Annotated in this window: 17 protein-coding genes; 12 read left to right on the forward strand and 5 right to left on the reverse strand. The window is 45.5% G+C overall.

The window, feature by feature from the left end; genetic code table 11:
- Window positions 1-441: 441 nt before the first annotated feature.
- Together NE536_RS08030 and NE536_RS08035 are read left to right on the forward strand one after the other, a co-directional pair.
- Complete coding sequence (locus tag NE536_RS08030; RefSeq protein ID WP_012088215.1) at window positions 442-738, forward strand: DUF134 domain-containing protein; 297 nt, start codon at window positions 442-444, stop codon at window positions 736-738.
- Entirely contained in the window at window positions 735-1,250 is a 516-nt protein-coding gene (locus tag NE536_RS08035) for a NifB/NifX family molybdenum-iron cluster-binding protein (protein WP_261272376.1), read from the forward strand. The genes NE536_RS08030 and NE536_RS08035 overlap by 4 nt, the downstream gene beginning before the upstream one ends.
- A gap of 19 nt (window positions 1,251-1,269) precedes the next feature.
- On the opposite strand, the gene NE536_RS08040 is transcribed toward NE536_RS08035, so the two are convergent.
- Both NE536_RS08040 and NE536_RS08045 read right to left on the reverse strand, forming a co-directional pair.
- Window positions 1,270-1,617 (reverse strand): thioredoxin family protein, encoded by a 348-nt coding sequence (locus tag NE536_RS08040; protein WP_261272377.1) that lies wholly within the window; start codon window positions 1,615-1,617, stop codon window positions 1,270-1,272.
- A gap of 51 nt (window positions 1,618-1,668) precedes the next feature.
- Complete coding sequence (locus NE536_RS08045; RefSeq protein WP_261272378.1) at window positions 1,669-2,322, reverse strand: excalibur calcium-binding domain-containing protein; 654 nt, start codon at window positions 2,320-2,322, stop codon at window positions 1,669-1,671.
- A gap of 411 nt (window positions 2,323-2,733) precedes the next feature.
- Here NE536_RS08045 and NE536_RS08050 point away from each other — a divergent pair, with 411 nt between their 5' ends.
- Window positions 2,734-3,120 carry a PadR family transcriptional regulator gene (locus tag NE536_RS08050; protein ID WP_106649388.1) on the forward strand — a complete coding sequence of 129 codons (387 nt, stop codon included), beginning with the start codon at window positions 2,734-2,736 and terminating at the stop codon, window positions 3,118-3,120.
- Between the two features lies 1 nt (window position 3,121).
- Entirely contained in the window at window positions 3,122-4,084 is a 963-nt protein-coding gene (locus NE536_RS08055; protein ID WP_261272379.1) for a hypothetical protein, read from the forward strand.
- A gap of 3 nt (window positions 4,085-4,087) precedes the next feature.
- Here the strand turns inward: NE536_RS08055 and NE536_RS08060 are convergent, their stop codons facing one another.
- Window positions 4,088-6,082, reverse strand: a complete 1,995-nt coding sequence (locus NE536_RS08060) for a diguanylate cyclase domain-containing protein (protein WP_261272380.1) — start codon at window positions 6,080-6,082, stop codon at window positions 4,088-4,090.
- A 312-nt stretch (window positions 6,083-6,394) separates the two neighbouring features.
- Window positions 6,395-7,210 (reverse strand): hypothetical protein, encoded by an 816-nt coding sequence (locus NE536_RS08065; RefSeq protein ID WP_261272381.1) that lies wholly within the window; start codon window positions 7,208-7,210, stop codon window positions 6,395-6,397.
- Between the two features lie 353 nt (window positions 7,211-7,563).
- Between NE536_RS08065 and NE536_RS08070 the strand changes: the two genes are divergently transcribed.
- The 8 genes from NE536_RS08070 to fliB all read left to right on the forward strand — a co-directional run bounded on the left by NE536_RS08070 (window position 7,564) and on the right by fliB (window position 18,286).
- Window positions 7,564-9,594 (forward strand): TonB-dependent receptor, encoded by a 2,031-nt coding sequence (locus tag NE536_RS08070; protein ID WP_261272432.1) that lies wholly within the window; start codon window positions 7,564-7,566, stop codon window positions 9,592-9,594.
- A gap of 207 nt (window positions 9,595-9,801) precedes the next feature.
- Complete coding sequence (locus NE536_RS08075; protein ID WP_261272433.1) at window positions 9,802-11,298, forward strand: alkaline phosphatase family protein; 1,497 nt, start codon at window positions 9,802-9,804, stop codon at window positions 11,296-11,298.
- A gap of 40 nt (window positions 11,299-11,338) precedes the next feature.
- Window positions 11,339-12,976: an alkaline phosphatase family protein gene (locus tag NE536_RS08080; RefSeq protein WP_115335548.1), complete on the forward strand. Its 1,638-nt coding sequence runs from the start codon at window positions 11,339-11,341 to the stop codon at window positions 12,974-12,976.
- A 193-nt stretch (window positions 12,977-13,169) separates the two neighbouring features.
- On the forward strand, window positions 13,170-13,898 hold the full coding sequence (locus NE536_RS08085; RefSeq protein ID WP_261272382.1) for a hypothetical protein: 729 nt from the start codon (window positions 13,170-13,172) through the stop codon (window positions 13,896-13,898).
- Between the two features lie 265 nt (window positions 13,899-14,163).
- A complete protein-coding gene (locus NE536_RS08090; protein ID WP_261272383.1) occupies window positions 14,164-15,006 on the forward strand; it encodes an AraC family transcriptional regulator in 843 nt (280 codons plus the stop codon).
- A 135-nt stretch (window positions 15,007-15,141) separates the two neighbouring features.
- Window positions 15,142-15,849 carry a LysE family transporter gene (locus tag NE536_RS08095; RefSeq protein ID WP_261272384.1) on the forward strand — a complete coding sequence of 236 codons (708 nt, stop codon included), beginning with the start codon at window positions 15,142-15,144 and terminating at the stop codon, window positions 15,847-15,849.
- A 98-nt stretch (window positions 15,850-15,947) separates the two neighbouring features.
- A complete protein-coding gene (locus tag NE536_RS08100; protein ID WP_261272385.1) occupies window positions 15,948-16,778 on the forward strand; it encodes a hypothetical protein in 831 nt (276 codons plus the stop codon).
- 221 nt (window positions 16,779-16,999) lie between these two features.
- Entirely contained in the window at window positions 17,000-18,286 is a 1,287-nt protein-coding gene (fliB, locus tag NE536_RS08105) for a flagellin lysine-N-methylase (protein WP_261272386.1), read from the forward strand.
- A 349-nt stretch (window positions 18,287-18,635) separates the two neighbouring features.
- Here the strand turns inward: fliB and NE536_RS08110 are convergent, their stop codons facing one another.
- Window positions 18,636-20,576, reverse strand: coding sequence for a bifunctional diguanylate cyclase/phosphodiesterase (locus NE536_RS08110; protein WP_261272387.1), 1,941 nt, complete (start codon window positions 20,574-20,576; stop codon window positions 18,636-18,638).
- Between the last annotated feature and the right edge of the window lie 203 nt (window positions 20,577-20,779).

Raw genomic sequence — 20,779 nt, forward strand, 5'->3', positions numbered from 1 at the left:
TATCACAGCAGCTTAACGGCTGCTTATTTGTTTTGAGAGTTTGTCATTATCCCTCGGCACTCCAACGCAGATTAAAACTGATCTTGCAGGGCGCTAGCCATTGAGTGTGTTAGTTACGCCAGACAGCCGTTCTGTTAATTAGTCATGCTTGATATAGGTATCTGTGAGCCGTCCTACAGTTTTTAATGTCGTTGGCGCGAATAATAGTTTCTGGCCTAGGCCAGAAACTCGTGACTGTTTTATGGTTCATCCACCGAACTTATTCATCAAGTCAGTTATCACGCTTGAGAATCCAGAGCGATGGACTTCCTTGGCGAGATGAGCCTTAGATGAGCTTTAGTTGAGCCTGAGTGCTACTCGTAGTACCAAAGATGTGCACTAAGACCTAAAACACGATTTCAAGTCATATAAGACTACTTAAAGTTAAAGATAAAAACCGTTATGCCAAGACCCAAAAAATGCCGTCAATTATCGAGCTGTGTGCCCTGTAGCCTATTTAAGCCTAATGGGATCCCTGCGGTTAAATTAACTCATATTCAATTAGAGGCCGATGAGTTTGAGGCCCTCGAACTGGGTGATGTTAAAAGATTAAGCCAGATCGAAGCCGCGGCCTTGATGGGGATCTCTCGGCAAACCTTTGGATACCTTCTCGCCAATGCCCGTAAAAAGGTGGCGACGGCTATCACTCAAGGTCAAGCCTTGAGACTGCCAACCCAAACAGACAAGGATTTATCATGATTATTGCCATGCCGATTAGCCGCGAACGACTTGCCAGTCACTTTACTAAAGCCGTGCAAATTGGTTTTTATAACGAACAGTTTCAGCTAATTAAGCTGGTGGATAGCCCGGTAATAGAGGGTGACTGTAGTGCTAAAAAAGCCTTACTTGAGCTGATTATTCAACAAGGTACCGACATTGTGATTGCCCAGAATATCGGTGAGCGCATGTTAGGAAAGTTGCTCGATGCGGGGATTAGCGTGAGTAAAGGCAGTGCTAGTCAAACAGTGGCGACTTTGCTGGCACAAACAGCGGATCTTAATCTTAGGTTGACGGATGCATCCCAAGGTCGCGCTTCACTCAAACATGCGGCCAAGGGCGGATGTTGTCATTCTACAGGTGACGGCTGCGGTTGCAGCGGAAAAGCTAAAGCAGCATCTGGCTCAACACGTCTTATAAGCACGCCAGCAGCACAGGTTACACTCGATAAGTCAGTGCATTACGCTGGGTTTAGGCCGCTGGTAAACAAATAATATCATCGTTTAATTTGGATTATTCCGTCACGATTAAACCATAGGGGCGGGCAAGCGCCCCTCGAATATCCGCTAACGAAAACACCTTGGAAAAACGTCCAAAGGTTTTGCCATAAAACACACATTCCACCACAGGCAAGGCAAATACATTGCGGCTCGCCGCTATCTCACCTTGGGCTTGGCAATCAATATAGGCCATCCGCATCTGCGGGAACGCTTGCGCTAACATCTCAGCAATTCTTGGTTTGAGCGTTTGACACACACCGCAGTCCGGCGCGCCAAATAACAACAGCACCGCTGCGTGCTCGGTTAACAAAGACTCAAGCATCTCTGGTGAGTCAATTTGCGTGATGATATCAGTGTGCATGCGTTGCCATTTAGAAGTTGCTATGGGTATGAATTAATGGGTGTCGTATCGCTAACTGCACCACTGGCGCTCGCAGGGAATGCCATCATCGTCACCATCCATTTGAGCATTGGGGCAATGTTGGATATAGAAAGTCGCTTCAGTACAGGAACTCATGTGGCTGCAATGGGTTTTACCCGCTTCACATTGGAATCTTGGCGTTGCAGGTGTTTGAGTTATCACTTTAGTTTCATACATGGGCATTCTCTGAATGTCCTCATTAGTGAGGACTGGTACTTTATCGATTGCAGGAGCTTCATTGAACTCTTGGTATTGTTTAAAGCCAAAGATAACTATGGTCACGATTATTAGCAGCGGGATTATTGTATTAAAAGAGGATTTTCGTGGGCTATGGGAATGCGCTTTGTTTTTGTTGTTGAAGTTGAAGTTTTCATTGCGTGATTGGACATGAGAGTGGGAGCGCGGTGTAGCACTCGCTGCAATAACAGCGACGCCTTCAATCGAGGCGATAACCGCTTTTCTCTTGCCGTCATTTTGCACTTCAGTTTGAAACAGAATGCTGTCGCCCACTATGGGTTTTCTCGCCATCTTTTTTAGCACCGAAATGTGAATAAACACATCTTGGGCGGCGTTTTTTTCAGGCTGAATAAAGCCAAATCCCTTTTCATCGTTCCAGCGTACCAGCACGCCTCTATCCATGAGCATTTTCTATGTCCTTAATTTAACGGCTTAATATTTTAGTTATTGAATATCAACATTTACTTGAGTCGATCAGATTTATCCCCTTTGAGGAGTAAACCGTTCTTAGGTTGACTGGTCGATTATCCCGTGTTGGCTGCTAAGTTACTCAAGCATAGGAAGTTTTGCAATTTTTTATCCTGAATTTGCTTATGTGTGAGCCATTCGCTTTGAGCGTATGGAGTAGGGGATATGTGAGCACTTAGCAGAAGCGGTTGGCATTTTTCTAAATTCAATACAAACAATTGCTTGTGTTTATTTTGAACATAAAGCGCAAAAAGTGTGCAATAAAAACTTGCAATCTTACTGTGTGCTACATAGTATTTGCTGTGTGGCGCACAGTGTGTGTGACACAGTGTTCAGGATAGGAATTCGACTATGACAAGTTCACAGCTAGTCAAAATGCGACTCGAGTTGCGCCGAGGGGTATTAGTGTTGGCAGTACTGGGATTATTAAAACAAGCCCATTACGGCTATTCGCTCCGCAAACAGTTGCAGGAAGGCGGTATCGATATTGACGAAGGGACTCTGTATCCCTTAGTGCGCCGCTTAGCCGATCAAGGATTGTTGGATAGTGAGTGGCGACAGGCCGAAGGGCGTGAGCGTCGTTATTACCAATTGTCTTCATTGGGGGCTGAGTTACTCAGTCAACTTACCGATGAATGGCAGCAACTTAATGGCGCCTTGGCTTTTTTGCTGGAGCAAAGCGCTGACACTAATGGCTCTGATATTAACCGCTCAGACGAGAGCGCAGAGGAGATTTGATATGGAATTAGTCGATCGCTATATCGCCGCGGTGCAGCGTGAATTGCCCGAGAACAAACGTCAGGAAATTGGTCGTGAATTAAAAGCCAATATCTGCGACCAATTGGATGCCTTATCTGAACAAGGTGAATTGACCGAATCGCAAATTGCCGATGTATTAAAGCAAATGGGTCATCCCTGTAAGGTCGCGCAGCAATTTGTACCAGCAGTGCCTATTATTGCCTCTGAGGATATTCCGCTTTTTAAACATACACTTTTCATGGTGCTTGGTGTTTTATTTGTGCTGCAGGTGGTAGGCGGCACGACGCAATGGCTGGGCTCGGCAGAGGGAAATCTATTCGGATTTATCCATCATATTGCCAGTGGTTTTATCGGCGATGCTTGTCTTGCCTTTACTGCAATTGGCTTGTCTTTTTGGAGCTTTTCGGCTCAAGGAAAACCGCTATCTGGCAGTAATTGTCAAAAATGGCAGCCGCAGAATTTGCCAAAGGTCGGCCCCGGTTGGCAGCATATTAGTTTAAGCGATGTGTTTGCCGATCTGGCGACGTATCTCTTCCTCTTGCTCGTGATCTGGTGTTCTGTGTGGATGAGTAGCGAGCAATTAGCTGCACGTACTGTGATTTTTAGCGCCAATGCTCAGCAATTACTGCAATGGTTTAGCACTATTATTTTGCTGTCTATGGGCAATAGTCTGTGGCAGTTACGCCGCAGAGTGTGGACCACTGAATTGTTACTGGCGAATATGGGGATCAATCTTGCTTATGCCTTGTTCTTAGTCTTTCTGGCATTTAGTTCGCCACTATTACAAACCCAAGTACAGAGCCAAGGAACCGAATTACAGGGGATATTTACGTTACTGCAGCTAGATAAATGGCTCAGTTATAGTCTAGTGATTGCCGCTATGTTCCCTGGGTATGAGGTGATTCGTGATGGATTACGTTGGCGTAAACTCGCCAGCCAGTAGGGCTTAACCTAGGCTTTGCAGGTGAGTCTTATTGGTTTTTTTCATCGAATACATGGCCTGATCAGCATGATTGATCAGGCTTTTTGCATCTGTGCCGTTTTCTGGATAAATCGCCAAACCGACGCTGACACCGATATGGATTTGATGACCATTGATAGTGTAGGGTGCGCAAATAGCTTGGCTTATCTGAGGGATCAGTTGGCCGATTCTGTGGGTATTGGCAAGGTGTTCCAGCAGGATCACAAACTCATCGCCTCCGAGGCGAGTGATGGTATCCATTTGGCGAATCCCAGATGAAAGCCGTTTCGCGACTTCCTGTAATAGTTTATCTCCCACATCGTGACCAAACTGGTCATTCACTGGCTTAAAGTTATCTAAGTCTAAGAAAAGGATTGCAAAAATATCATCAGACCGTTGGGCGTGCACTATGGCTTGTTCAAGTTTAGTGTGGAATAACACACGATTAGGCAGGTTAGTCAGGGCATCGTGATGGGCGATATGACGCAGATATTCCTCCTCTGCCTTACGTTCGGCAATGTCGGTAATCACAATGACAAAATGAGTCAGGCGGTCATGCTCATTGCGCACTGTATTGATGCGCACACTGAGCGGCAGTAAGTCGCCCGTTTTAACTTGTTTGAGTAATTCCCCCTGCCATTGCTCGCCCTGTTGTAGCAGATTTAGCATGGCTTGGCGGGCGTCATCACTATTGTGCCCGTCATTGAGGAAGTCGTTGGCATCGCCGTGTAAATCCTGTTGGGTAAAACCTGTAACATGGGTAAAGGCTTGATTAATAGAGATAATGCTTAGCAGGGGATCGGTGATCATTATGCCGTCTGTGCTGGCATTAAAAACGGTTGCCGCGAGTCTGAGTTTATCTTCGGCCTGCTTACTGGCGGTGAGGTCCATAAAGTAAGCTACGCCTTCATGTTTGCTGCCATTCAAAAAGCTCGCCGCTAGCATCACTGGCACTAAGACGCCATTCTTGCTGATAAGTTGTTTTTCATATTGCTGGCAACGGCCAAACTGTTCTAACTCTGTAATCGCAATGGCATCACGTGTTTCATATTCAGGCGGGGTAATTGAGCGCCAGTTGATTAAGCCTGAAGTTAAATCCGCACGGTCAAAATTGAGCATCTGGAGAAAATGATCATTGGCATCATGTATGGTGCCATCGAGTTGCCATGAAATGATCCCGATAGTGTCGGAGTTTTTCAGGCTAGTGAAGCGAGATTCGCTTATCTGTAACAACCGCTCGGATCTGGCGATGTTACGAATGATCTGCCGACTGGCGAAGATCCCAATACTGATAAACAGCAATAGGGCACCAAGGCTAATTAACCAAGTCATTTGCTTGACCCAGCGCGCGCCTTCACTGAGCACAGCTGAAAATTCAATTTCTAGGCTGAGCAATTCTTCATTGGCATCAATCAATTGCTGGCGATATTGTGCGAGGACTTCGGGCCTAGCACCAAGCTGATTGATTTCAATGCGAATATTTTCGGCGAGTTGCACCACAAACTCGAAGCGTTGATCGGCTAAGCCCCACAACTGAATGGCTTGCTGCATATAATGATTGGATTGAAAGTGTCGGAAAAACCAGATCATTGAGTCGGTATCCCGTTCGTCATTGAGGCCCTGAATAAAACCCTGTTTGGCGGCTTGTTCATCAATGGGTGTGGCGAGTAGGGCTTGTCTAGCTCGATGATCGCCTTCCATGACGCTCGTCGCTGCACGATAACGCTGAAAGTCCACATCATTTTGGGTGTGTGAATAGTGGGTGAGATAAAGTACCGCATCTTTTTGCGCTTTAGCCCATAAGCCTTCACCACGGACATAGGTGCGTACACCATCAAATATATTGCCTTGAATATACACTAGGGCGACGAGCGCGATGCAGATCCCTACGAACATGCTGATGATTAATAAAACCTTAGCAACCGTTGAACGAGTTCGTTGCCGTAACCTAGCTAAGGTGCGTGCGAACTGAGTCCCCATCCTTATGCTCCACTGCCAGTACAGCAATACCACTTCAGAGTGGGCAGCTTAGGGAGAAGGGGTAAATCGATTTGTCTGCAATTTTTGAGGACTATTTTGCTATTCATCTGTTCCTTAGGTTGATTGTTCCACATGCTAAATCTAAATACCGTTTGGTTGTGGGTCAGCCTCTTTGTTGGGCAATACACTGTCAGTTCATTCATGTACTGTCAGTTAAGCCATATATGTCAGCGACATACTTTAGATAACACTAAAACGCTTTGAAATTAAGTCAATGAAATAATTGAAACAAGATTGGCTATGCCGATTAAGTTATTGTGGGGCATCGCCATTATTCACTGCATCATTAAGTGATTTTTTTGCCTGCTGTTTATAGGTTTCAAATATGCCTTCTTGCTTCATCTGTTTTAACTCCCGAGCAAGATTTACGGCGAGTGCCGCGTGACGTTTATTCAGGTAACCATAGCTAGTGAGTTCTTCTAGGGTGGCAATCGCGCTGATCTCGCTACCTTGAAACTCTGGGGTTTGTAATAGATCCAATGAGCTTGCCTCTGTATCAATATAGATATCAATTCGGTTGCGGAGCATTTTACGAAAAGAGCTCACAGGGGATGAGGATTCAGTCAGGCGCTCCTCTGGAATGAGTCCCTTTAGCTTTTGTTCTGCGAGGAACACGCCTCGATAGTATTCGATCTTATATCGACTCTTTTGCAGTGCTTGCCAGTTGGTAATCTTGATGTTGGGATTATGTGCGAAGGCAATTAAATGAGTATCGACAACCGATTCTTCGATGCGAATGAGGTTAGTAAATTTTTCACCATAATGAAATACGCGTCCCGGTTCACCATCCACTTTTCCAGAGTCTGCCATCATACTGGCGCGGGCAGCGGGAACCACTTGATAGGAGAAGCCATAGCCTAAGCGTTCAAAGGCTTGGGTGTATATCAGCTCAGCCCATTTAAAGTAAAAGTTGTGTTTGGGGTCCTCATAAAACGCCATGGTAATAATAGGTTTAGCTGCAAGCGCCGTTGTAGTTTCTGCTGTGGATTTACAGATCGCAGGAACTGAGAAACAAAAGAATAGGACTATCACCCCCCAAAAAATGCGCATATTGCTCCGTCGCTGCATAGCCTGTCCCTAAACGTGTTGAGTTATCTAGAGTATAGCTAGCCTAATAAATGGGTTCATTTTTATTCAAGTTAAATCACTCGTTTCCATGAACTCGCATCAATAGGGTGTTGAAATGTGATCTGCTGGCGGACATTTTGTCCTTTTGCCTTTAAAAATGTGCGATACAACACATAGAATTAACATTTGCCTGTATTTTGCTGTTTTTTTACTCATCAGAGTTTGAGCTCGATCGGCTTTTTCCGTGTGAATTAGGCGTTAAATCGGCGTCATCTATTACTTGTACTAGGAAATAAGGGATGAAGTCTGGACGTGAAGTACCAGGAATACGGTTATCAAAACTTTGGTTATCAATGGCATGGTTATTACCTCTCTGTAGTTTATCCAGCGTGGTTATGGCTGATGCGGCGACTGACAATATTGAACGCCTTGAGGTGCGCGGCAGGCAGATTAATACCTTAGGCCATAGCACCTCGGCATCTGAGGGGATAGTCGGCGCGGCTGAAATTGAGAGTCGACCACTATTGCGCACGGGGGAAATCCTCGAATTTGTGCCAGGTATGATAGTCACTCAGCACAGCGGCTCGGGTAAGGCGAATCAGTATTTTCTACGCGGCTTTAACTTGGACCATGGCACTGACTTTAATACCCGCGTCGACGGTATGCCGGTGAATATGCGCACCCATGGGCATGGTCAAGGTTATACCGACCTTAACTTTTTGATCCCTGAACTTATCGGTGAGATCCGTTATGCCAAAGGGGCTTATTATCCTGAGGTGGCCGATTTTTCCGGTGCGGGTGCCGCCCAATTGCTGCTGGCCGATCAATTGCCCCACAACCAAGTGGGCGTGACTTTTGGGGAATATGGTTACCAGCGGCTTGTGGCGACGCAGGAGTTAAACACTGATATGGGGCGGTTTATTCTTGGCGGTGAAGTACAAGCCTATGATGGTCCGTGGACGGATATTGATGAGGATGTGAGTAAAGTCAGTTTGGTGGGGCGTTATTTAACTCGGCTCGGTGAGGGTGACTTGAGCGTGACTATGATGGCCTATGACAACAGCTGGAATTCGGCGGATCAGATCCCCGCCCGCGCGGTAGATTCTGGATTAATCGATTTTTACGGCTCGTTAGATAAAGACGTCGGCGGTGATTCAAGCCGCTATAGCGTGTCTGCCAATTACGATGCGGGCGATTTGCAGGGAAATGTGTATGCCATTCGCTCGACCATGAATTTATTCTCTAATTTTACCTACTTCTTAAACGACCCCGTTAATGGTGATGAGTTTGAACAAGTCGATGAGCGTACGCTTTGGGGTGGCGATCTGAAACGCGACTGGCAGACTTACCTTGGCGGCACTCAACTGAATTACAGTGTGGGCGGCGATGTACGTTATGACGATATTGGCGCAGTGGGTTTGTATAACACTAAGGCGCGACAACGGCTGAATACCGTCAGGCTCGATGACGTGCAAGAGTTGTCGAGCGGTATATTTGGCAAAGTGGAGTGGCTGCCCGTAGAGCAATGGCGCTTCAACCTTGGGCTGCGTTACGACTATTTTGATGTGCAGGTCGACAGTGATAATCCACTGAACAGTGGCGATGCGTCCGATGGTATGTTCAGTCTTAAGGCGGGCGCTTCCTATTTGTGGAGCGATAATCTTGAGTTATATGTGAATGCAGGCCAAGGGCTACATTCGAACGATGCCCGTGGTGCGACCATTAGCGTCGATCCCGTGAGTGGCGATGAGGTCGAGAAAGTCGATCTGCTCGTGCGCTCCAATGGCGGCGAATTTGGGGTGAAATATTATGATAGGGACTTTATCAATTTCTCCGCCGCGCTTTGGTATCTGCAATTAGACTCAGAACTCGTGTTTGTCGGCGATGCAGGTAACACTGAACCGAGTCGCGCATCTGAACGTTATGGTGCTGAATTAACGGCTTATTATTGGCTGAATGATGCCATCAGTATCGATATGGAGTTGGCTTGGACCAATGCTAGATTTACTGAAAATGAACTCGAAGAGGGCAAGTATATCGATGGCGCGGTTCCTTTTGTTGCCAGTGCGGGCATTACCTATCGACCCGACGGCGATGGCCTGTATTCGAGTGTACGCGTGCGCCACCTTGGCGAGCGGGTGCTCGACAGTTTCAATGATCACAAGGCCGATGCGACCACATTAGTTAACCTCGCGCTAGGATACGAGTTCCGCCGCTTCGACACTAAGCTTGAGCTACTCAATGTGTTCGATAGTAAAGATCACGACATAGATTACTTCTATGAATCACGCTTACTTAGTGAAGCCGCCGAAGGGGTAGAAGATCAGCATTATCATCCTGTTGAGCCACGTATGGTGAGAGTGAGCGTGAGTTACCATTTCTAAGATTACCCCATCCTTTGATCAGTTTGGCCACCATGCTGGTGGTCAAACTTAACGTCTGGCATATTGTTAGTTGAAATAAATCTGACACTTAGCTGCAATAAAATCGCCATCCAAATCACGCTTATTCGTCACATAAATGCCTGAAAATCGGGTCGCCTCTACAGGGAATACCCTCATACACTCAATAATAAATCGGTGATGAACGTGATGAATATTAAACGGATCGCTGCAGCTATCTCCTGCAGCTTAATGACGGTTGTGGCTCATGCTGCAGTCCTACCCGCAACACAAACAGACAGCCAGTGGTTTAAAGACAGTGCGGCAAATGTGGTGGCTAAAGCCCAAGTCGACACTAAAAAAACCGCTAAAAATGTGATTTTATTTGTCGGTGACGGCATGAGTATTTCGACGCTAACGGCAGCCCGTATTCTGCAAGGGCAGGATAAAGCTGACAATCAAGGCGGCGAAGAAAACTTCTTAAGTTTCGAGCAGTTCCCCCACACGGCGTTAGTGAAAACTTATAACACTAACCAACAAACGCCAGATTCTGCGGGCACTATGACGGCCATGGCGACAGGCGTTAAAACCAAGGCGGGTATTATCTCTATTTCAGATACCAGCTTACGTGGTAACTGTTTGTCTTCAAAAGGCAATGAACTTGTTTCACTGGTCGACCTTGCTAATGCCAAAGGATTATCAACTGGCATAGTCACTACGGCGCGTTTAACGCACGCTACGCCAGCGGCAACCTATGCCAAAACCCCTGAGCGCGATTGGGAAGGCGATTTCAACTTACCTGCCGAAGCGGTTGCGAACGGTTGTACCGACATCGCAAGCCAATTGGTGATGCGCGATGAAGCCAATTCGTTAACTGTGGCATTAGGTGGCGGCCGTAGCTACTTCCTACCCACAACAGTGAAAGATGGCGAGAACAAAGCCGGTAAACGTAAAGACGGTAAAGACTTAACCAAAGCTTGGGTCGATAATTTCAGCAAATCTGCTTACGTGTGGGACAAAAAAGGCTTCGACGCCATTGATGCTGCCAACACAGATCATTTACTCGGCCTATTCAATCCATCACACATGGAATACGAAGCAGACCGCGCTGATGACGTAGGTGGTGAGCCATCACTAACTGAAATGACCGCTAAATCCCTCGATATTTTGAAGAAGAACGACAAAGGCTACTTGCTGATCGTTGAATCTGGCCGTATCGACCATGGTCATCATGCGGGCAATGCGAGCCGCGCGTTGACCGATGCGGTTGAATTATCTAATGCAGTGAAAGCGGCAATGGATGCGACGAGCAGCGACGATACTTTGATCATGGTAACAGCGGACCACAGCCATGTGTTCACTATCGCAGGCTACCCAAAACGCGGTAACCCTATCTTAGGTTTAGTGCATAACGTCGATGGCACGTTAGCGACAGCGAATGACAACAAGCCTTATACCACGCTGGCTTATACCAACGGCCCAGGTGCTGTGGTGGGTGTGCGTGACGACTTAACCTCAGTCGATACGCAAGATAAAGATTTTATACAACAAGCGCTTATCCCAATGGAAAGTGAGACTCACGCCGGTGAAGACATCAGCTTACATGCCAGAGGTCCAGGTTCGAATCTGGTTCAGGGCGTGATTGAGCAGAACGTGATCTTCCACATTATCAATCAAGCGCAGCAGCTTGGCGGCACTAAGTACTAATCACGGATTAGTTACTGAGTCCTCACTTTTGGAGCAAAAAATGAATAAGAAATTACTAGTAGTCGCGATTTCAGCCATGCTGGGTTTAGCCGCATGCGGTAGCGATGGTGATAACGGTACCGCGGGAACACCGGGTAGCAATGGATCAAATGGGTCTAACGGTAGCAATGGCAAAGATTGGACTGCTGTGAATCAGTGGTATGTCGATGCACAAGCTCGCGTGACCAAAGCCGAAGGCTTAACGGTTAACAATGATGTTGGCGCCGCGAAAAACGTGATCCTGTTTGTGGGTGACGGTATGGGTGTATCGACCATTACTGCCGCACGTATTTTAGAAGGCCAGCTAAAAGGCAAGACGGGTGAAGAAAACTCGTTATCTTTTGAAACTCTGCCTTATGTGGGTCTTTCTAAAACCTATAACGTCGACGGCCAAACGCCGGATTCTGCAGGCACTATGTCGGCGATGATGACAGGTGTAAAAACTGACGTGGGCGTGATTTCACAAGCTGAAGGCGTAGTACGTGCTAACTGTGCTTCGACTAAAGATCAAAATCTTGTGACGTCACTTGAGCTTGCCGCAATGGCGGGAATGGCAACAGGTGTGGTGACAACTGCGCGTTTAACCCACGCAACCCCTGCGGCGACTTATGCCCATGTGCCAGAACGTGATTGGGAAGCCGATTCAAACCTGCCAGCTGAAGCTGTGACTAATGGCTGTAAAGATATCGCCGCGCAAATGCTCGATTTTAACTACGGCAGCGGTCTTAACGTGATGATGGGTGGCGGTCGCCGCGCCTTTATTCCTAAGACGACCGTAGATCCAGAAGGTAAAGCCGGTAAGCGTAACGATGGTCGCGATCTCACAGCTGAGTGGATGACTAAATACACTAACGCCGCTTACGTGCAAGACAGAGACGGTTTCCTCAGTGTGGATGCAGCAAGCACAGATCATTTGCTTGGCCTATTCAACTCATCTCACATGGAATACGACTACGATCGTAAAGAAGCTGGCGTGACTGGCGAGCCATCACTGGCGGAAATGACGGCTAAGTCGATTGATATTCTGAAGAAAAACTCAAAAGGCTTTGTGCTGATCGTTGAAGCTGGCCGTATCGACCACGCTCACCATGCGGGTAATGCGGCGCGTGCGCTGTATGACACAATGGCATTGTCTGAAGCGGTGCGTGTGGCGATGGAAAAAACCTCGGCAAACGATACCTTGTTAATGGTTACAGCGGATCACAGCCATGTGTTCACCATCGCAGGTTATCCAACTCGCGGTAACCCTATCCTAGGTCTAGTGAAGTCGAACGACGCCAACGGCGTTGCTGAAGTGACTAACTCTACCGATGCTAACGGTTTGCCATATACCACAGTCGGTTACGCTAACGGCATGGGCTATGCGTCATTAGCAACAGGTGGCGATGAGCGTTACAACTTCCCAGTGGACGCAGGTCGTAAGGACTTGAACTTTGTTGATACCCAAAGTGCCGGATTCCACCAAGAAGCGCTAGTGCCATTAAGTGACGAGACCCATGCAGGGGAAGACGTAGCGATTTTCGCCCGCGGCCCAAGTTCGGATCTTATCCAAGGTACGGTTGAGCAGAACCACATTTTCCACGTGATGAACCGCGCGGCAAATTTAGTGGCTAAAGCTGAAGCGGCTGCGGTTAAGTAAGCCCTGCTTAGTCTCTGCATAAGTGAAGTAAGAAATAGTGCAGTAAGACATAGTGCAGTAGCAGTAATAGTTAAGTAAAAGCAGCGCTGATGGATGGCATACGTCATCCATCAGCCTTTAGCCTAACGATTTAACATACCAAAGCGTTTACAAAAGCTTAAGTGTTTACCCTGTTCAGTAAGTGAGAAGTCTAATGAAAAACCGTCTATTGGCTCTAATGTTATCCAGCTTAGTTCTGCCCAATGTTGCTATGGCAGCGCAAGAGGCTCAGTGTCCAACGCTACAAGCCGAGCATTTAAAGGCTCAATATCAAGTGACCAATGGCAAGGGCCAGCAATGGCAAATGACCCTCATCCGTAATGGACAAGACTTTATTATTCAGCGTGATGGATCAACATTTGAAGAATGGTCGAGCAATGGCGAATATGTGCGTTATTTCCCCGCTGAAAAACGTTCTGTGACTTACCGTAAAGGTGATTTGCGCGCACTCAACATTCAGCACGATCGCGACCAGTTGTACCATGTCGTATCGCCAGCATTGCCGACCCACATGACCAAGACACAAGCTAAGCAAGAGGCGTGTTTTGCGACTCAAGGCTTTGAAGGTAAGGTTAACGGTTTAGAGAGTGAGCTTGTTTGGATTGATGCCATCAGCCTGCCCGCTGAGTTTATCTTAGGTCAATCTCAACCGAATCTAGCCTACAAGCTGGTGGGCGTAGAGCCATTTGATAGCGATGCGTTTGTGGTATTAACCCAAGATTATCAAGATATTGATTTTGCCGATGTCGGCGACAGTGAGTCTGATCCTTTTATCGCTAAGATGATCAACCAAGGCTTTATTGAACATGGCGGTAGCGGTTTTTACAACAGCGAAGGCCAATCTATTGAAGCCCAAGGCGGACACGGCAGCCATTCGCATTAATCGATTTAATCGATATTAAGTGTAAGTGATACTGACGAGCTTAGCGCTGAGTAGAACTGAGAACTTAAGCCAGTCCGTATTTATAAGCGCCCACAGAGTTGGGCGTTTTTGTTTTTTTTCAGCGCGAATCTATGCGCACATTCCATCAAACCATATGGCTGCAATAATTTACTATTCCCGCGCTGACAATGAAGGCTAGAATGAACCTTAGTGGATTTGAGTTTCCCCAGTTTTTATGCTGATTAATAGGTAATAGCCGCGAGAGATGAGCACAGCAACACCGATTGAAAACATTAACTATTGGCGTCATCCCAGCTTATCAGGCATAGAACTGAGTCAGGCGGAATTCACGCATTTCAGCTTTGATAAACATGTGCATCTGGATTACCACTTAGGTGTGGTCACCCAAGGTGCGCAGCAGTTTGTGAATAAGGGCAGCCGTTACCAACTCGGTCAGCACAGTCTATCGACCTTAAATCCCGACGAAACCCATGATGGCCAGAGCCGCGATGCCGACGGTTATCGGGTGAAAGTCATGTCGATCCCCGTGGAATACATGAATGAAGTCAGTCAAGAACTGGGGTTGAAGGAACACTTCTTCAGCGCGCCTATGGTGGATGACCCAACGCTTTATCAATATTTTATTCAGCTACACGAGCTATTGATCCAAGGCCAATGCAGTGCGCTCGCGGGCGAATCCCACTTACTGAACTTTATTCATCTGCTGCTGGAGCGTTACCCAAGCGGCGTGTCATCTGGCATATCTAAACTGAATCCACAGCTGGGGTTATCTAAGTTACAGGTAAGCTTAGTCAAGCAGCGAATTCACGATGAACCTTGGCATAATACTCAGCTTGAAACCTTAGCCAATGAAGTGAGCTTAAGTAAGTTTCAGTTTTTACGGCAATTTAAACAGGCAACAGGGATGACACCCCATGCGTATCTCAAGCGGGTGCGTTTAGAGTTGGCGAAAAAATCCTTAAGCCATGGCGCTCTAGTGGCGGATGTGGCGCAGCAATTCGGATTTTTCGATCAGAGCCATTTAAATAAAGCCTTTAAGCAGGCATTCCTATTATCGCCGGTGCAATTTCAGCGGCGCATGCTCTAGTTTTTCCGTCTTTCGACGATTGCCGATTCGAATAAAACAGAATCGTGCAATTTATTACAATTCAGCTCGGCGACAAATGGCCATACTGGCCGCCTCAGTTATCGTTTATTACTTTTTTTGCGGAGCCGCATCTCTATGGATTTATCTTTATTACTCACCTTGGCCGTGATCCACACGGTTGCCTTGATCAGCCCAGGACCCGATTTCGCTATTATGGTGAAGATTGCCACTCAGCAACCTAGAGGCACGGCAATTGCCGCCGCTGTGGGGATTTCAATGGCCATTTTAGCCCACACGATTTTGAGCCTAACTGGCGTGAGTCTACTCATTAAGAGTTCACACACTCTGTATTTATTGGTGCAAATCGTGGGCGCGTCTTACCTCGCTTGGATGGGGTTTGGTGCCCTGCGTGCAGGCCTTGCGATACTGGCTAAACGTAAAGCGAGTGCCAGTACAAATGCTGGGACAAAGGTTGATGCTCTTTCTGCTGACGTTGAAGGCGCGGCGTCTATTGCTGGTGGCTTAGGTGGACCTATGTCGCGCAGACAAGGTTTTTTGACTGGGCTTTATACTAATTTATTGAATCCCAAAGCATTGGTGTTTTTCTTAACCCTGTTTTCTGCTTTGATAACCCCAAGCGTTACCACAAGCACTAAAATCGCTGCCGCTATCTTGTTGTTATCGCTGTCGCTAGCATGGTTTGGCTTTGTGGCTGTGATGTTATCTAAGGCGCGGGTGCAACTTAAATTGCAGCGACTGACACCGATTATCGATGCAATTATTGGGGTTATCTTTATGTCGGTCGCGCTGGCGATTTACGCTAACCTGTTGCTGACGGTTTAGTCAGGCATTGCGTCAATCGGCTTAGGTTTTTGTCCTGTGTACTTATGTTATTCTTCGCTTTGGGTCTCAGCAGAGACGTTTGGATATAAGGGATAAAGATGTCACTCGCCTCACCATTAAAGGCAATAAAAACCGCTGTTTTCGGCCAAGCTAAATTGATGCAAATCCTATGTTATGCCGCCTTGATATTCGGTGCTATGGGGTTAAGTAGCCCAGTGAATGCGGCCGACGAGGCATTACCAAAGGAATATATTCCTCTGGTGCAAGGGCTTATCGATGCGGCTAAGGCAAATGCTCCAGAAGCCATTGCTAAGCGAGTGGCTTACCCACTTAAACGTGAATATCCGATCCCAGCGATTCAAAATACTCAGGAAATGGTTGCACGTTTCAACCAAGTCTTCGATCCACAGCTGCTTGAGCAGATTGCTCATTCTAAGGTTGAAGCCGATTGGCAGACTATGGGGTGGCGCGGCATTATGCTCGGCAGCGGTGAAGTGTGGCTGGATTTTGACGGCAAGATTATTGGCATTAACGCTCAAACACCCGCAGAGGCAACGTTGAAGGCAGAGCTGATCGCTAAGCAAAAAACGGGATTACATGCGAGCGTGAGTGAGTTTGTGAGCCCAGAATTAACTTGGAAAACTGCTAAGTTTACGATTCGTGTCGATAATATGGGGAATGATCAATACCGTTATGCCGCTTGGGCAAAAGGTAAGTCATTGAGCGAAAAGCCAGATCTAGTGCTGAATAAAGGCAAACTCGTATTCGATGGTAGCGGTGGGAATCATTCATACCAATTTCGCAGCGGCCCATACCAGTATCATTGTTATGTCACCGTCTTAGGCACCAGCGATAGCCCTCCAGGCGAGCTAGTGGTGTTTAAAAATGACCAAGAAATACTCAAACAAACCGTCATCAAAGCAGACTAGTCTCGTTTCCCTATCCCTATAGTGAGATGTAAAGCAGTGACCTAGGTTGATGGGCGCTGCTTTAATCATCTATGTTTTAGAAGGTCATTGTTGCAACAATGCTAATCTTAGATAAGTTCTCAATATATAATGCGTCCTAAAAAGCTAATGTATCACTCCCTTTTGTAAGCAAACTTGCATGCAAGTCTAAAGATAACGTCGTACAGGAGTTTATTAACACTATGAATAAAAAAAAATTGGAAGTAATGACACCGAAATTTGCTAGTGACTTCGCCTGTATTGGCAGTGATTGTACTGCTCATTGCTGCAATACTTGGACAGTAGAAGTAGACAAACAGACTTATAAAACCTTAAAAAAGCACGGTGATATTGTAATTCGTCAACTTGCTTCTTCAACCTTCAAGCTAACTAGAAAATCAGAAAAAGATTACGCTAGTATAAAAATGTCCAACAATGGTGATTGCCCTGTTTTAGATGAAAAAAACTTATGCAATATACATAAAAAATGTGGTCCAAAACTACTACCACATGTATGCCAAGATTATCCGCGTACACCTCGTTGGTTTGGCGAACAAGCTGAGATGAGTATGGCGATTTCTTGCCCTGAAGTCGTTAGAAATGTCTTATATGATCCTGGAGCCATGATGATATCAACTGTAACTCAATACCAAAATGAATTAAGTCATGGCAATATCCGTGGTTTAACCGCTGCTAATCTACCTGCGTATTTAGCATTTATTCGTGATTTTTGCTTTAGTATTGCTTTAAATTCTGAACTCAACTTTGAACAACAACTATTTATAATTGGCTTATTTTTAAAACAGTCTGATTCTCATTTAAATAATATCACTCGTTTGTCAGAACTTGCTGAGAACTTTAATATCATGATTAGTGATGGTACTTTGCTTGAGCATTTTCAAGCACTGCCTTCAGTATCTGCTATAAAGTGGCATTTCTTTGCAACTCAAGATTCATTTTTCGTTACCCATATATATAAAAATAAAGAGATCCCCACATGTAATATTAAAAAGTTTGATGACTTCATCGAATGCCAACAGATGCTTATGAGAAGCCTCAACACTAATGAGGCCTACAGTAACAATGATAATGTTTTCATAGTCGCCAATCCAAATCGAGAGCATCATGCCTACACTGAAATATTAAAAACCTCACAAAAAATAATAGATGAGCATTTAGCAGAATATCCTCACTTTTTAAATAATTTTTTGTTATATAGTATTTATAACGACCAATTTATGGCTCACTTAGGCAAGCGACCAACTGAGTATTTTAAGTTTCTAATACTTGATGTGTTAATGCTAAAAAGTTACTTGGCAGGAATTGCTATGCAGCAAAAAAAGTTAACCAAAGACTCCGTTGTAAAATTGTTTCAGAGTTATTTTAGACGTAGACAGCATTATCCTGGATTACTAGCTTTCATGGATGAAAAAATAAAAGAGGCTGAATTGCAGAGTGAGTATGTTATTTTTTCACTCCTAAAAAATTAAATCAGCTTATAATTGATTGTTTTTAACGATAGATGACACTCTTGTGGTGTCAGCACAGGAATAACTCTAAAATTACAGAAGACATCTACTCCACTCGAAACGACCACAGTTATTAGCTAAGTCCATTGCATGTTCGAGATATGGTTATGAGTGTAGTGGCCAATAAAAATTGGCTACATCTTTAGAAGTTTTAAATATAAATATTTATCTGAAACAAGCTCGATTATAATTTATTTCTAGCGGACTTCTATCCAAATGTGAGTTATAACATTCTTTGTAAATGACTATTCACCTAGCATTATTCAGTCGGTTTTAATTCGCGAGATAAAAAAGAGCATTAAGGATGAACTTAATGCTCTTGTTTATGGATAAATTTCTGCTCAAACTGTGTTGCGGTAATGGGTTTACCGTAAAGGTAGCCTTGGCCTAAGTCGCATTCCTCGTGACGAATAAAGGCATCTTGTTCTAGGGTTTCTACGCCTTCGGCGATCACTTCCAAGTTCAGTTTCTTACCAATGGCAATAATCGCTTTAGTGAGTTCCCTATCTTGTTCGTTTTCTTCTAGTTTACTAATAAAGCAGCGATCGATTTTTAAAGTGTCGAAAGAGTATTTTTGTAGATAACTGAGGGATGAATAGCCAGTACCAAAGTCATCTAAGGAGATGCGGATACCGAGTTCCTGCAACTTTTGGATGGCATTGTGGGCTAAGTGTTCGTCCTGCATCAGCATGCCTTCGGTAATTTCAAGCTCTAGAGCGGTCGGTGGTAATTGATAGAGGGTGAGTAAGTCAGCTATGTGCTCGCTAAAACGGGGATTGCGCATTTGCAAAGGGGAGATATTGATGGCGATTTTAAACTCCTGGTCTAGCTCGCGACACCATTTCGCCGCCTGAGCCAGCGCGGTATGCAATACAAAATTACCGATATCAATGATCTGGCCATTACGTTCTGCTAAGGCGATAAATCTGTCTGGGGCTACATTGCCAAGGATCGGATTGTGCCAGCGCAGCAGGGCTTCGGCGCCTATCACCTTTTGAGTCTTTAAGTTAATAAAGGGTTGGTAATGCAGACTTAATTCGTTCTTGTTCAATGCATCGACCAAGTGAGATTCCAGTTGATAGCGTAGATTCACCGCTGCTTGAGTGTCTTGATTAAAGAAGCTGTGAGTTGAGCCATCGGCTTTGCTGATCGTCATCGCAGCCCCTGCTTTTTGCAGCAAAATGGCGGCATCTATGCCATCGATGGGCGCTTGAGCTATACCCATGCTCGAGGGAATCGTGATCACAAAATCTGCCACGCCAAAGGGGGTATTACAGCAGTTAAGTACTTTATTGATGAGTTTATTGGTTTCGTTATTCGAAGGTTTATGGGCTTGAATAATCACAAACTCGGCGCCGGCAATACGGGCGATGAAGGTGTTTTCATCGGCATAGTGTTGTAAACGGTGGCTGAGGATGGTGAGAATTTTATCACCAATCAGATAGCCATAACTGTCGTTAATGGATTTGAAATTGCGCAGCCCCAGATAGAGTACTGAAATCTTTTCCTTGCGATTCACTTCTTCGAGCATAGTCGAAAGGCTATTAATCAAATTGATGCGATTCGGTAATCCCGTCAGTGGATCATAGCTTTTATGGTATTCCAGTGAGGTTTCGGTGGAGGTCCGATTTTCGATTTCTTTGATGAGCTTGCCACTGAGTTCGGCGAGTTCATGGGTGCGTTGTTGTACTTTTTGCTCTAACTCTTGGTTATGCAGTTGCAGCTTTGCCTGTTGATAGAGGGTGACGAGGTTGGCTTCGATACCATTTTGAAACCGAGCGAGTAAGCTGCGAAACGATTGGCTGTAATTATGCTCTTTGTTATCGAGCATGCAGATAGTGCCAAAGGCGCTGTTATCGGGCCAGCGTAAAGGTAAGCCACAGTAGGCAATCATGCCGAGTTTAATATCCGGATTTTTATCCCAGTCTTTATCTTTTAGGGCATTCGGAATGTGGAGTTCCTTGCCTCCTTTTATCACTGTCTCGCAGTAAAGTCCGTGGCCTAAACTGTCTTTGTCGTGTTTTTTATAGGGATTCCCCTGAGTGCGGCTCGAGGTAAACACTTCTATATCGGTTTGATGGACACGCATGATTAAAGCCGCGGGAGTGTCGACCAATTCAGAGAGCAAATCTAAGGTTTGTTGCCAGTTATCAACCATGACTTGGGGAACTACGATTTTATCTGTGTCGATAGCAATGTCGGCGAATAAACGATCTTTTTGAGACTGATTAATGGCGAAATTGTATGGCATGAATGCTCAGTCCTAGAGGCGCGATATTATTTATAAACTATAGTCTTTTTACTCATGTTGTGAGTTTTTTGAATAAATTTAGTTGTATTGCGATGTAAGTTTTGTGTTAACGTCGGCGCAATTGCGTTTCTTAAGTTTTAGATAAGAATTCAGCGCTACCCTAACGCAAGATATTCTAGTCATTGGATTTATGAGTGAGTAAC

The sequence above is a fragment of the Shewanella septentrionalis genome, from assembly GCF_025370265.1.
In the GTDB taxonomy this organism is placed as follows: Bacteria; Pseudomonadota; Gammaproteobacteria; order Enterobacterales; family Shewanellaceae; genus Shewanella; species Shewanella hafniensis.

Bases quoted from the DNA above. Each gene is read 5' to 3' on its own strand.
- NE536_RS08045 (WP_261272378.1), bottom strand. From the start codon at position 2,322: ATGCTCATGGATAGAGGCGTGCTGGTACGCTGGAACGATGAAAAGGGA.
- NE536_RS08075 (WP_261272433.1), top strand. From the start codon at position 9,802: ATGAATATTAAACGGATCGCTGCAGCTATCTCCTGCAGCTTAATGACG.
- NE536_RS08055 (WP_261272379.1), top strand. From the start codon at position 3,122: ATGGAATTAGTCGATCGCTATATCGCCGCGGTGCAGCGTGAATTGCCC.
- NE536_RS08030 (WP_012088215.1), top strand. From the start codon at position 442: ATGCCAAGACCCAAAAAATGCCGTCAATTATCGAGCTGTGTGCCCTGT.
- NE536_RS08110 (WP_261272387.1), bottom strand. From the start codon at position 20,576: ATGCCATACAATTTCGCCATTAATCAGTCTCAAAAAGATCGTTTATTC.
- NE536_RS08035 (WP_261272376.1), top strand. From the start codon at position 735: ATGATTATTGCCATGCCGATTAGCCGCGAACGACTTGCCAGTCACTTT.
- NE536_RS08040 (WP_261272377.1), bottom strand. From the start codon at position 1,617: ATGCACACTGATATCATCACGCAAATTGACTCACCAGAGATGCTTGAG.
- NE536_RS08085 (WP_261272382.1), top strand. From the start codon at position 13,170: ATGAAAAACCGTCTATTGGCTCTAATGTTATCCAGCTTAGTTCTGCCC.
- NE536_RS08050 (WP_106649388.1), top strand. From the start codon at position 2,734: ATGACAAGTTCACAGCTAGTCAAAATGCGACTCGAGTTGCGCCGAGGG.
- NE536_RS08070 (WP_261272432.1), top strand. From the start codon at position 7,564: ATGGCATGGTTATTACCTCTCTGTAGTTTATCCAGCGTGGTTATGGCT.
- NE536_RS08095 (WP_261272384.1), top strand. From the start codon at position 15,142: ATGGATTTATCTTTATTACTCACCTTGGCCGTGATCCACACGGTTGCC.
- NE536_RS08065 (WP_261272381.1), bottom strand. From the start codon at position 7,210: ATGCAGCGACGGAGCAATATGCGCATTTTTTGGGGGGTGATAGTCCTA.
- NE536_RS08090 (WP_261272383.1), top strand. From the start codon at position 14,164: ATGAGCACAGCAACACCGATTGAAAACATTAACTATTGGCGTCATCCC.
- NE536_RS08060 (WP_261272380.1), bottom strand. From the start codon at position 6,082: ATGGGGACTCAGTTCGCACGCACCTTAGCTAGGTTACGGCAACGAACT.
- NE536_RS08080 (WP_115335548.1), top strand. From the start codon at position 11,339: ATGAATAAGAAATTACTAGTAGTCGCGATTTCAGCCATGCTGGGTTTA.
- fliB (WP_261272386.1), top strand. From the start codon at position 17,000: ATGAATAAAAAAAAATTGGAAGTAATGACACCGAAATTTGCTAGTGAC.
- NE536_RS08100 (WP_261272385.1), top strand. From the start codon at position 15,948: ATGTCACTCGCCTCACCATTAAAGGCAATAAAAACCGCTGTTTTCGGC.